Annotated in this window: 9 protein-coding genes; 5 read left to right on the forward strand and 4 right to left on the reverse strand. The window is 72.0% G+C overall.

The window, feature by feature from the left end; all coding sequences use genetic code 11:
• Positions 1 to 114 precede the first annotated feature (114 nt).
• From ACWEBX_RS21955 to ACWEBX_RS21970, 4 genes are all read left to right on the forward strand, one after another.
• Entirely contained in the window at positions 115 to 1,257 is a 1,143-nt protein-coding gene (locus ACWEBX_RS21955) for an aldose epimerase family protein (RefSeq protein ID WP_451886518.1), read from the forward strand.
• A gap of 161 nt (positions 1,258 to 1,418) precedes the next feature.
• On the forward strand, positions 1,419 to 3,122 hold the full coding sequence (locus ACWEBX_RS21960; protein WP_451886519.1) for a pyridoxal phosphate-dependent aminotransferase: 1,704 nt from the start codon (positions 1,419 to 1,421) through the stop codon (positions 3,120 to 3,122).
• 211 nt (positions 3,123 to 3,333) lie between these two features.
• Positions 3,334 to 4,104, forward strand: coding sequence for an intradiol ring-cleavage dioxygenase (locus ACWEBX_RS21965; RefSeq protein ID WP_451886520.1), 771 nt, complete (start codon positions 3,334 to 3,336; stop codon positions 4,102 to 4,104).
• Between the two features lie 211 nt (positions 4,105 to 4,315).
• Positions 4,316 to 7,312 carry a beta-galactosidase gene (locus ACWEBX_RS21970; RefSeq protein ID WP_451886521.1) on the forward strand — a complete coding sequence of 999 codons (2,997 nt, stop codon included), beginning with the start codon at positions 4,316 to 4,318 and terminating at the stop codon, positions 7,310 to 7,312.
• Here the strand turns inward: ACWEBX_RS21970 and arfA are convergent.
• The 3 genes from arfA to ACWEBX_RS21985 all read right to left on the reverse strand — a co-directional run bounded on the left by arfA (position 7,309) and on the right by ACWEBX_RS21985 (position 10,706).
• Positions 7,309 to 8,811: an arabinosylfuranosidase ArfA gene (gene arfA, locus ACWEBX_RS21975; protein WP_451886522.1), complete on the reverse strand. Its 1,503-nt coding sequence runs from the start codon at positions 8,809 to 8,811 to the stop codon at positions 7,309 to 7,311. The genes ACWEBX_RS21970 and arfA overlap by 4 nt on opposite strands.
• A gap of 210 nt (positions 8,812 to 9,021) precedes the next feature.
• The gene (locus ACWEBX_RS21980; RefSeq protein WP_451886523.1) at positions 9,022 to 9,936 is read right to left on the reverse strand and encodes an SMP-30/gluconolactonase/LRE family protein; all 915 of its coding nucleotides are present in this window, start codon (positions 9,934 to 9,936) and stop codon (positions 9,022 to 9,024) included.
• Complete coding sequence (locus tag ACWEBX_RS21985) at positions 9,933 to 10,706, reverse strand: IclR family transcriptional regulator (RefSeq protein ID WP_451886524.1); 774 nt, start codon at positions 10,704 to 10,706, stop codon at positions 9,933 to 9,935. Before ACWEBX_RS21985 ends, ACWEBX_RS21980 begins: the two co-directional genes overlap by 4 nt.
• Before the next feature lie 112 nt (positions 10,707 to 10,818).
• Here ACWEBX_RS21985 and ACWEBX_RS21990 point away from each other — a divergent pair, with 112 nt between their 5' ends.
• On the forward strand, positions 10,819 to 11,448 hold the full coding sequence (locus ACWEBX_RS21990) for a hypothetical protein (protein ID WP_451886525.1): 630 nt from the start codon (positions 10,819 to 10,821) through the stop codon (positions 11,446 to 11,448).
• A 56-nt stretch (positions 11,449 to 11,504) separates the two neighbouring features.
• Here ACWEBX_RS21990 and ACWEBX_RS21995 read toward each other — a convergent pair whose 3' ends face one another.
• Positions 11,505 to 12,392: an ATP-grasp domain-containing protein gene (locus ACWEBX_RS21995; protein ID WP_451886526.1), complete on the reverse strand. Its 888-nt coding sequence runs from the start codon at positions 12,390 to 12,392 to the stop codon at positions 11,505 to 11,507.
• Positions 12,393 to 12,617 lie beyond the last annotated feature (225 nt).

Genomic DNA, 12,617 nt, shown 5'->3' on the forward strand with positions numbered 1-12,617 from the left:
GCCTGTGCGGGCTTGTGTGTTTTTCTTTGTGTTCAACAACCGTTGTTTTGTTTCTAAAGTGCGCGGGCCCCCCGCCCGCGGGCGCCCCCCCCTCCATTGGGCAGGAGCCGCGAAATGGAAACGAGCAGACGAACGGTCATCGCAGCGGCGGCAGCGGGATTAACCGCGGCCACCATCGGCACGGCGCACGCCTCGGGCGGAAAGAAGCCCGGGAAGGAACTCTTCGGCAGGCTCGCCGACGGGACGAAGGTCCACCGGTGGTCGCTGGAGAACGGCGGGACACGGCTGGGGGTCCTGTCCTACGGCGGAATCGTCCAGTCCCTGGAGATCCCCGACCGGCACGGCAGGTACAAGAACGTCTCCCTGGGCTTCGACAACATCGAGGACTACGTCGCGAAGACGCCGTACTTCGGTGCTCTCATCGGCCGGTACGGCAACCGCATAGCCAAGGGGCAGTTCACCCTCGACGGCAAGAGCCACCAGCTCTCCGTCAACGACGGCGTCAACAGCCTGCACGGCGGCGCCAAGGGCTTCGACAAGCACGTCTGGGACGTGGAGGGCTTCACCTCGGGCTCCGACGTCGGGCTCGTCCTGCACTACACCAGCATCGACGGCGAGATGGGCTACCCCGGCACGCTCAGGGCGAAGGTCACCTACACCCTGACCCGGCACGGCGACTGGCGCATCGACTACGAGGCCACCACCGACAAGGCCACCGTCGTCAACCTCACCAGCCATGTGTACTGGAACCTCGCCGGTGAGGGCAGCGGCTCGATCTACGACCACGAACTCGAGATCGCGGCCTCCCGCTACACCCCCGTCGACTCGGGCCTGATCCCCACCGGGGAACGCGCGAAGGTCGCCGGCACCCCCTTCGACTTCCGCCGGACCAAGACCGTCGGCCGGGACATCCGGGTGGCCCACCAGCAGCTCCTGTACGGCAAGGGCATCGACCACAACTGGGTCCTCGACAAGGGGATCACGGCGAAGCCCGAGCATGTCGCGACGCTCCGCGACCCGTCCTCAGGACGCACCCTGACGATCGCGTCGAACGAGCCCGGCCTGCAGTTCTACTCGGGCAACTTCCTGGACGGCACCCTGGTCGGCACCGGCGGCCACATCTACCGCCAGGGCGACGCGCTGTGCCTGGAGACCCAGCACTTCCCGGACTCCCCGAACCACCCGGCGTTCCCGTCGACGGTGCTGCGGCCCGGGCAGACGTACCGGACCAGCACGGTTCACTCGTTCGGTGTGTGACCGAACCTCACAGCCGGTTCACAAAATCCGCACGACCTCACAACGATTGAACAGCGCCCCATCCGTATCCGTATGAGAGGGCGGCCCGTGCTCCCCCGCGCGGGCCACCCAAAGAACGGGGGCCCGTCCTCCCCAACGGGCTTGCCCTATACGGAGGTTCCATGGCCGGCAATGTCACCTCGCTCTTTCGCGGCACCGCGGCGCACAGCCCGTCGATGGCCGCACTGACGCGGGAGGGCGACGGAGCCGGTCCGGTTGACTTCTGCATCCCCTGCAACCCGTACTTCCCCACCCCGGCGATGTTCGACGAACTCGCCGGCCGTCTGCGCGAGATCATCACCTACTACCCGAGCAGCGCCGAGACGATCACCAGCGAGCTCTGCTCGCTGCTCCAGCTTCCGCCGCAGTGCGTCGCGATGGGCAACGGCTCGACCGAACTCATCACATGGATCGATCACTTGCTGGTCCGTGAGTCCCTCGCGATACCCGTCCCCACGTTCGGCCGCTGGACCGACCAGCCGATGGAGACCGGCAAGCGGGTCGACATGTTCCCGCTCCAGGAGTCCAACGGCTTCGCGCTCGACCTCGCCGCCTACGCCAAGTTCATCCGCTCGCGCGGCACCAAGGTCGCCGTGATCTGCAACCCGAACAACCCCGACGGCGGCTTCCTGCCGCGCCAGTCGGTCATCCAGTTCATGGACGCGATGGCCGATCTGGACCTGGTCGTCATCGACGAGTCCTTCCTGGAGTTCGCCGACGCCGAGTCGGAGCCCAGCGTGGTGGAGGACGCGGTCATGAGACCCAACGTCATCGTGCTGCGCAGCCTCGGCAAGAACTTCGGCCTGCACGGCATCCGCTTCGGCTACATGGTCGCCAACCCCTCGCTCGCGGGCAGGGTCCGCTCGATGCTGCCGAAGTGGAACCTCAACTCCTTCGCGGAGACCGTGGTGTTCATGCTCAAGAACCACGGCAAGGAGTACATGGAGAGCCTGCACATGGTCCGCCGCGACCGGCTCGACATGGCCCGCCAGCTCTCCGCTCTGCCCGGTCTGACGATCTACCCCTCGCAGGGCAACTTCCTGTTCGTACGTCTTCCCGTCGGCGCCGAGGGCACCGTGGTCCGGGACCGGCTGCTCACCGAGCACCGCATCCTGGTCCGTGAGTGCGGCAACAAGGTCGGTTCGTCCAGCCGCTTCCTGAGACTCGTCGTACGTCCCCAGACGGATGTACGCCGCCTGGTGGCCGGCCTGGAGCAGGTGCTCTACGGGGCCAGGAAGGAAGCCGCCGTACCCGAACTGAGCAATGGAGGCGGCTACGGCTCGGGTACGGCCATGGTGGACCGCCTCGTCGGCTCGACCAACGGGGCGGGCATGCAGGGGCTGGCCGCGCAGGCGAACGCGTGGCCCGGCCAGCCCGCCCCGATGCCTCAGCCGGTGGCCGCCGCCGTCCCGCAGCCCATCCTGCCGGCCGCTCAGCAGCCGCGGCCCGCAGCCGCCGCGTCGCCCTACCCGGCCCAGCAGCCCGCCGCCGCCCCCGGCTATCCGGCCCCGCAGCAGCCCGCGGCCGCCCAGGCCTACCCCGCCGCCCCGCAGCCCGCCAACTGGCCGGCCGCCGCCCAGGGCCCGGGTGCGATGCCGGCCCAGATGCCGCCCGTCGCCATGCAGGCCCCGTCGCCCGCCCTCCAGCCGGCCGGCCAGACCGGCATGCCCGGCATGGCGGGCGCCGCCTCCATGGGCGCGCAGGGCGGCCTGACGGCGGCCCAGGTCCGCGGCAGGACCCAGCCGGAACCACCCCCACCCCAGTCCTCGAGCAACGGCAACGGCTGGGGCGCCGTGGGCGCCATGCTGTACAACCAGGCCGGTTAGGCCCCTCATACCGCCGCGCGCCCACCCCGCGCGGCCGGCCTCCCCACAGGCCGGGCGGGACCCTCGCGGAATCGGCCTCCCCACAGGCCGGCCGCGGGGATCCGCCCACGACCGGAGGCGCGGGCCAGGTGTCCGACAAGCGACTTGACGAGCCGTCACTTTGCGGAACCCACAGTCCACCGACAGCATCCCTCTCTACGGTGCCATGTTCATGACAGACACCCCCACGAACGACTCGTCACAGGCCCCTGTCGGGCGCCGGACCGTACTGATCGCCGCGGGCGCCTCGGCCGCGGCACTCGCCGTGGCCGCCGCGGCACCCGTCGCCCCCACCCCCGTCACCGCCACGGCCCCCGCGGCGGCGGCCGTCTGCACCCTCACCAAGGAGATGACCGAAGGCCCCTACTACCTCGACGGCCAGCTCGTCCGCTCCGACGTCACCGAAGGCAAGGCGGGCGCCCCCCTCAAGCTGGTCCTCACCGTCGTCGACGACTCCACCTGCGCACCGATCGGCAACGCCCTCGTGGAGATCTGGCACTGCGACGCACTCGGCGAGTACTCCGGCTTCGTCGGCAACAACGGCCACAGCGAGCCGGACGACGGCACCTTCCTGCGCGGCGGCGTCCTGACGAACGCCTCCGGCGTCGCGAACCTCACCACCCTCTACCCCGGCTGGTACCGGGGCCGCTGCGTGCACATCCACGTCAAGGTGCACACCGGCGTCACCCTCACCTCCGACGGCTCGTTCACCGGCGGCCGGGAACTCCACACCGGTCAGCTCTTCTTCAACGAGACGATCACCACGGCGATGGCCAAGGTGTCCCCGTACTCCACCAACAAGGTCACCCGCACCACCCTCGCCCAGGACTCCGTCTACGACGACGGGGGCGCCTCCTCCGGCCTCCTGACCCTGACGGCCCTCGGCAGCGGCGCCTCGGCCGGCTACACCGGCACGCTGACGCTCGGCGTCGAGACGAGCTGACCCGCACCCTCCCCCCACGGAGGCCGGGGGCGGTCCGCGAAACCACGGGCCGCCCCCGGCCACGGCCATACCGGGTAATCCCCCCGCGCCTTGATCGTCATACGACCATCAAATGACCTGCTCCTGTGGACAATGGCCGCATCCTCCCCCGGTTCCCGGCGCCCACCGGGCGTCGGGGGGACCCCTGTCGCCGTCCCCCGGGAGAACCCGCATGGTGTTGAGCAGACGTACCTTCAGCGCGCTCGCCGGTACCGCCGCCCTCGGTCTCTCGCTGAGCGGCAGCGGGAGCGACGAGGCCTGCGCGGCCGGAAGGGCGCCCCTCGCACCCACCGGACCCCCACCCGCGCCGCCCGCGGCCGACGGCCGGAGACACACGGTCGGCTTCGACCGCTACTCGATGCTGATCGACGGCAGACGCCTGGTGATCTGGTCGGGCGAGTTCCACCCCTTCCGGCTGCCCAGCCCGTCCCTGTGGCGGGACGTCCTGCAGAAGATGCGCGCCCACGGCTACAACGCGGTCAGCGTGTACGTCGCGTGGAACTACCACTCCCCCGCACCCGGGAAGCACGACTTCACCGGGGTCCGCGATCTCGACCTCTTCCTGCGCACCGCCGCCGAGACCGGGCTGTACGTCATCCTGCGCCCCGGCCCGTACATCAACGCCGAGGTCGACGCGGGCGGCTTCCCCGGCTGGCTGACGGCCACCCCCGGCGTCGCCCGCACCTCCGACCCCGCCTATCTCCAGCACGTCGACGCCTGGCTGACCGCCGTCGACCGCATCGCCGCCCGCCACCTCCACACCGACGGCGGCGGCACGATCGTCCTGTACCAGCTCGAGAACGAGTACGACAACCATGTGACCGAGCCCGCGGGCCGCGACTACATGGCGCACCTGTACGCCAAGGTGCGGGCCGACGGCATCGACGTCCCCCTCTTCCACAACGACAAGGGCAGGAACGGTCACTGGGCCCCCGGCACCTTCGACACGGGCGGCGAGGGCGGGCGTTATCTGTACGGCTTCGACGGCTACCCCTCCCCCTTCAAGACACCGCCGGACTGGGGGTACTTCGGCCCCGGCGGCATGAAGGGCGGCTCGACCGCCAGCCCGGACACCCCCGGGTTCATCCCGGAGTTCGGCGGCGGCTGGTTCGACCCGTGGGGCGGCGCGGAGTTCGACGGCCGCGGATACGCCGAGTCCCGCCGCACCCGCGACGCGGCCTACGAACGGCGCTTCTACCTCACCAACCTCGCCAACGGCATCACGCTCCACAACGTCTACATGACCTTCGGCGGCACCTCCTGGGGCTGGCTGCCCGCGCCGATCGTCTACACGTCGTACGACTACGGGGCCGCCATCGACGAGGCGCGGCAGCCGACCGCCAAGCTCGTCCCGATGCACCAGATCGGCCGGCTGCTGCAGTCGGTGCCCGATCTGGCCAAGCTCGACCGCGCCGAACCGCTCCCCGGCGACGACATGGGGGCGGGCCCCGGCATCAAGGCGTACCACCTGGTCAATCCGGACACCAAGGCGCGCTTCCACGTGCTGCGCAACGACTCCGCCTCCGAAGCCGTCGCGACCGTGGCGCTCGCCGGAGCGAGCGTCGAGGTGCCGGTGCCCGGCCTCGACGCGCGGCTGCTCGCCGCCGGGATCGCCCTGGGGCGCCGCAGGCTGAGCTGGTCCACCGCCCAGCCGATGCTGTGGCTGACCGCGGGACGGCAGGACATCGCCGTGTTCACGGGCCGGACGGGCGAGTCGACGCGCACCTGTCTGGAGGCCACGAGCGAACCGAAGGTCACCGTGCTCGACGGGGACGCCGGGTACGGCTACGAGGACGGGGTCCTGCGCGTCGACGCCGTCCTCGACGGCATCACCCGAGTCCGGGTGGAGGGCGGCGGGGTCTCGGCTCCCCTCCTGCTGCTGTTCGCCGACGACGACAGCTCCCGCCTGCTGTGGCGCCACGACACCCCGTCGGGTCCGGTGCTGGTGCGCGGCCCGGCCCTGCTGCGCACGGCGGTCCTGCGCGGCACGACGGCGCGTCTCACCGGCGACACGGCGGGGACGGCGGACCTGGAGGTGTGGGGGCCGCGCGGGATGACCGAACTCGTCTGGAACGAGCGCGCGTTGACGGCCCACGCCACCTCCTCCGGGAGTCTGCGGGCCGAGCGGCCGCTGGCCGGACCGGGCCGGGTGCGGCTGCCCGCGCTCACCGGCTGGCGCCGGGCCGAGGAGAACCCCGAGGCGGCTGCCGATCACGACGACGCGGCGTGGCGGCCGGCGGACCGGACGGCCTCGTACAGCGTCACGCCGGTACCCGCCGGGCAGCCCGTGCTGTTCGCCGACGACTACGGCTTCCACTACGGAGACGTCTGGTACCGGGGGCACTTCACCGACGCGGGTGACGCGGACTCCGTCTCCCTGGCCTATGTCGCCGGTACCCAGGGGCTGTTGATGGCCTGGCTGGACGGCGTACCGCTCGGCACGCACCGGATGCCCGTGCCGGACAAGAAGACCGTGCGCAAGGGCACCTGGGCGGCCACCGCCACCTTCCCCGTCCGGCCGCGGGAGCGGCGTTCCCATGTGCTGTCCGTCCTGGTCCGGCGGATGCAGCACGACGAGGACGGCCGGGCCGACGACACGCACAAGGCGGCCCGGGGCCTGACGGCCGTCACCTTCGCCGGGGCCTCCCCGGCGGTCCGCTGGCGCATCCAGGGCGAGGCGGCCCCCGACCCGGTGCGCGGACCGCTCAACACCGGAGGTCTGCACGGGGAACGCCACGGCTGGCATCTGCCGGGTTTCGCGGACGGCGGCTGGCGGACCGTCGGCTTCCCGCGCGCCGAGCCGCGCCAGGGCGTCACCTGGTACCGCACCGGCTTCCGGCTCGGTGTGGACAGCGGGGTGGACGCGTCGATCGGGCTCACCCTCACGGACGATCCGGCCCGCGCCTATCGTGTCCAGATCTTCCTGAACGGCTGGAACATGGGCCAGTACATCAACGACGTGGGCCCGCAGCACACGTTCGTCCTCCCCAACGGGGTGCTGCGCACCCGGGGGGCCAACACACTGGCCCTCGCGGTGCTGTCCGACGGGACCACGCCCGCGGGGCCCGGCCGGGTGGAACTGACGCTGCTGGGCAGCGTGGCCGGAGGAGTGCCGGTGACACCGGTCGCCTCCCCCGGCCCCGGGAGCGCGCAGGGAAGGGAGCCCTAGGCGAGCCTGATCACGTTCCAGGACAGCGGCTCCAGGACGGCGGTGAGCGTGCCGTCCCGGAGCGTGGTCCCCTCGACCGGGTGGGGGGTGACCCGCTCCTGGTCGTGCAGGCTGTTGACGGCGTCCGGGTCGGCGTCGGCGAGCGCGCTGTGCTCGACGACCGTCGTCAGCCCTGTCCGGTGGAGGGCGACTTCGAGCGGCAGCGGCTCGGTCTGGCCGCGGTTGACGGCGAAGACGGTGACCGAGCCGTCCTCGGCGCGTACCGCGGTGGCGTGCAGCAGGTCCGCCTCTCCGTACTTGCGGGTCTCGTACGTCGGCGAGTCCACCCGGACGTCGAGGACCCGCCCGCGCCCGTGGGCGGAGGCCTGCGCGAAAGGGTGGAACGTCGTCTGCCGCCAGGCCGGGCCGCCCGGTTCGGTCATGATCGGCGCGATGACGTTGACGAGTTGGGCGAGGCAGGCGACGGCCACCCGGTCCGCGTGCCGCAGCAGCGCGATGAGCAGCGAACCGAGGACGACCGCGTCCGTGACGGTGTAGACGTCCTCCAGCAGGCGCGGGGCCTCCTGCCAGTCCTGGACCGGGTGCGGGTTGGGCCGGCTCTGGTACCAGACGTTCCACTCGTCGAAGGAGAGGCTGATCTTCTTCTTGGACTTCAGTCCGGCGCCCACGTGGTCGCAGGTCGCGACCACGTTCTCGATGAACGACTCGGTGTCGACGGCGGAGGCGAGGAACGAGCCCCGGTCGCCGTCGGTCTCCTCGTAGTAGGCGTGCAGGGAGATGTGGTCGACGAGGTCGTACGTCTCGGCGAGGACCGTCGCCTCCCACGCGGCGAAGGTGGCCATGCCCTGGCCGGACGAGCCGCAGGCGACGAGTTCTAGGCCGGGCTCGATCTGCCGCATCGCGCGGGCCGTCTCGGCGGCGAGCCGGCCGTATTCCTCCGCGCTCTTGTGGCCGGTCTGCCAGGGGCCGTCCATCTCGTTGCCGAGGCACCACAGCCGGATGCCGAAGGGGGCCTTGTCGCCGTGCGCGATCCGCTGTTCGGAACGGGCGGTCCCCGAGGGGTGGTTGGCGTACTCCAGGAGTGCCAGGGCCTCGGCGACCCCGCGGGTGCCGAGGTTGACGGCCATCATCGGCTCGGCGCGCGGGCCGATCTTCCGCACGAAGCCGATGAACTCGCTGAGCCCGAAACGGTTGGTCTCGGTGGAGCGCCAGGCGAGGTCCAGCCGCCGGGGCCGCTCCTCGGCGGGGCCCACCGAGTCCTCCCAGGCGTAGCCGGAGACGAAGTTGCCGCCGGGGTAGCGGACGGCGGTGACACCGAGCTCGCGGACGAGCTCCAGCACGTCGGTGCGCAGGCCGTCGGCGTCGGCCGCCGGATGGTCCGGTTCGAAGACGCCGGTGTAGACGCAGCGGCCGAGGTGCTCGACGAAGGAACCGAAGAGACGGGGGTCGACCTCGCCGACGGTGAAGGCGGGGTCGAGGGTGAAGCGGGCGGTGCGCATGGTGTCCTTTCGGGGTGCCGGAGGACGGAGCCTCACCCTCCCTGTCCGAGATTTCGGAGGGTGATCGCGACTTCGAACGGGACCGTAGACAGGAAGCGCTTACTCGTCAATGGTTTGCGCACCGGACGGAGAGCCGGGAAGGGCGGGGGTGTGAAAAGGCGCGTCCCCGCCCGGTGACCGTCGACCGGGCGGGGACGCGCGGGCGTCCGGCTATCCGGCGAACTCCGGCTGCGGCAGGCCCTTGCCCGCGCCCGGGACGACGAGCAGGGAGCCGGACATCGGGTGCGGCGCCGTGAGGCCCGTACGCGCTGTGGTGATGTACAGGTCGGTGAGGTCGGCGCCGCCGAACGCGCAGGCGGTGGGGCGCCGGACGGGCAGTTCGAGCACCCGCTCCAGCGCGCCGTCCGGCGTGTAGCGGCGGACCGCTCCGCCGTCCCAGAGGGCCACCCAGACGCAGCCCTCCGCGTCCACGGTCAGACCGTCGGGGAATCCGTCCTCCACGGTGGCGAACGGACGCCTGCCGACCGGCAGTCGATCGTCCCCGATGTCGAACACGTCGATGCGGCGGGTCGGCGAGTCGATGTAGTAGACACGGCGGCCGTCGGGGCTCCAGCCGGTGCCGTTGCTGACGCTCACGTCGTCGAGGATCGGGCGGACCGTGCCGTCGGGGGCGATCCGCGACAGCGTGCCCCCGCCGGGCGCCTCGTCGTAGCGCATGGTGCCGCACCACAGCGAGCCGTCCGGCGCGACGGCGGCGTCGTTGGCGCGCCGGCCGGGCACGGGCTCCCGGTGCAGCCAGCGGAACGAGCCGCCGGCCGGTGCGGCCGCGCCGCCCGCCGGCTCCGTGGCTCCCTCCGGCCCGGCACCGGAATCGCCGGACCCGGCGGGACCGTAAAGACCCACGCCGTCACGGAGGTTGACGACCAGGCCGCCGCCCGCGCGGGGCTTGGCCGCGCCCACGTGCTGTTCGGTGGCCAGCACCGTGCGGCGGCCGGAGGCGGGGTCGTAGGTGTGGATCCGGGAGCCGAGGATGTCGACCCAGATGAGCCGCCCCGCCCGGGCGTCCCAGGTCGGTCCCTCGCCGAGCGCCGCGTGCGCCTGGACCGCGACCTCGACGGCGGTCACCGCACGTTCCGGTGGCCGAGCCGCTCGGACAGCTCCTCGGCACCCTTGACCGCGAGCCGCTCCAGTTCGGCGCGGCGCTCGTCGCTCCAGCGGATCATCGGCACGGAGATGGAGAGCGCGGCGACGACGTGTCCCGCCCGGTCGCGCACGGGGGCGGCGACACAGCTCACGTCCGGGTTGGACTCACGGCTCTCGACGGCGATCCCGCGCCGGCGGATCTCGGCGAGGGCCTCGCGCAGGGCGCCCGGCTCGGTGATGCTGTTCGGGGTCATCGCCACGAGGTCGGCGTCGTCCGGGACGCGTGAGGTGAGCTCCGGCTCGGAGAGGGAGGCGAGCAGCATCTTGCCGACGGAGGTGCAGTGCGCGGGAAGGCGGCGCCCTGCGGCCGAGACCATGCGCACGGCGTGCGTGGAGTCGACCTTCGCGATGTAGATGACGTCGGTGCCTTCGAGGATCGCGACGTGTACGGTCTCGTCGCAGGTCTCGGCGACGGAACGGGCGACCTGCTGGCCCTCGGCCGCGAGGTCGAGCTGCTCGGCGTAGCGGCTGCCGAGCTGGTACGGGCGCACGCCGAGCCGATAGCGTCCCGGCTGGCCGGGCACCTGCACGATGTACGACCGCGCGGCGAGCGTGGTCACCAGCTCGTGCACGGTGGTGCGCGGAAGCTGGAGCTTGCGCACGATGTCGGGGGCGGAGAGCGTCCCGTCCCCGTCGAGAAAGAGCTCCAGTATGTCCAGAGCCCGGGTCACGGCAGGTACGAGGCGTCCCACAGCCGGCCCCCTCCCTTTTGTTCGAAATTTCAACAGACGATCGGGATGACGAACACAGGCTAGTCATTCGCCCCGGGGCGGGCAATGGTTTGCGGGTGCCGGGTGCGCGACCATGGAGCCCATGCCGGCCAGACGCCCCGCCACGCCCTTCACCCCGCTCGATTTCCAGCTCGTCCTGCTGCGCCGCATGGCCGACCACAACCCCGGCCCGGTCGAGGACGCCCGTCACGAGCTGGGCGTGTCCGTCGCGGACATGCGCGAGGCCAACCGGCGCTGGCAGGCCATGCTGCGTACCCCGCGGGCCCGCTCCGCCGCCTCGCGCTACCGTTCGGTCCTCGGCGCCCCCGAGTCGGTGTCCGAGCGCCGGATCGGCGATCTGACCTGCGAGGCCCTGCGGTGGCCCGTGCCGTTGTGGCCCGGCCTGCGCTTCGAGGTCCTGCTCGCCCCGAACGGCGTCGTCTGGAACGAATGGCTGGTTCGGGCCCCGGGCACCCCCGCCCCGGCGCTGGAGACCCTGGAGGATCTGGCCCCCTGGTGCTGCACGGTCGACGAGGTGGCCCGCGCCTTCGCCCCCGCCCGGCCGCTGGAGGGCACGGCCCCGACCCGGTGGGCTCTGGCGTTCACGGCGCCCGACGCGTCGGGCGTGCCGCACGCGTGCGCGGCGGAGTTCACCTGGGGGCTGCTGCAACGGGTGGGGGTCAAGGGGCCCGTACCGGATGGACCCGAGGCTCCCGGCCGGTAGGGGCCTCCGGAATCCCGGCCGGTGACGGGGATTCTTGGAACCTCAGGGCGCGGCTCTCAGGGGGCGGCGGCCTCGATGATCCGGTCCACGACGACGGGCAGCGACCCGGGGTGCAGCCACAGGAAGAGGTTCGGCTCGACGAGTTCCAGCTCCATCAGCCGGGGCTCGCCGTCCTCGCCGTCGACGAGGTCGACACGGGCGTAGAGCACACGGTCCGCGCCTCCCGGAACGGCGGCCAACGCCTTTTCGGCGACGGCCAGTTCGGCGGCGGTCGGCTCCCAGACCTCCAGGCGCGGGTGGGGCGTCTTGTCCGCGTCGTAGGGCGTCCCGGGCTCCAGCACGGCTCCCTTGCGGCTGGCGTGCAGCAGTCGTCCGCCGAAGAACTGGAGCGCCCGCTCGCCCTGGACGTCGATGCCGGTCACGTAGGGCTGGACCATGGCGGTCAGCCCTTCGGCGTGCATCCGGGCGAGCTGCCCGAGGGCCGTCTCCCGCTCCTTCGGCGTGTACCGGGCGGCGTAGCGCGCCCCCGCCCCCGCCGTGGGTTTCACGACGAAGTCGTGCCCGCCGGGCAGGTCGACCGGGTCCCCGGGCGCGAGATACCGGGTCGGCACCACCGGCACCCCCGCGTCCGCCAGGTCACCGAGGTACCGCTTGTCCGTGTTCCAGCGCACGACCGCCGCCGGATTCATCAGCCGGGTGAGCCCCGCGCACCGCTCGGCCCACCCCACGAACTCGGCCACGCGCCGGCTGTAGTCCCAGGTCGACCGGATCAGCGCCAGGTCGAACCCCGCCCAGTCGATCGCGGGATCGTCCCAGTGCACGATCTCCGCCACCGCCCCGGCGTCCTCCAGGGCTCCCCTCAGCACGGGCAGGTCCCGGTCCGCGCCGGGCTCCTCGCCCGGGTCGTAGGTGACGAGCGCGATACGGGCCACAACGGACTCCATCCTCGTACGACACCGGCACGGCACCGGCGCACGGCCCCGGACGCACCCCATCGGCACGCCGTCCCGGGCCCCGCCGCAGGCTAACAACCTCCCGCGCCCCCGGGCCGGGCCACACTTGACCTTCACCAAGGGGCAGGGCCCAGCATCGATGACGGAACGAGGACGCGGGACCGGATCCGAGCCGCGTGCGGCCCGGGTTCGGCCCGGGCACGGGAGCGACGGGGT

This window comes from Streptomyces sp. NPDC005070 (assembly GCF_053600395.1).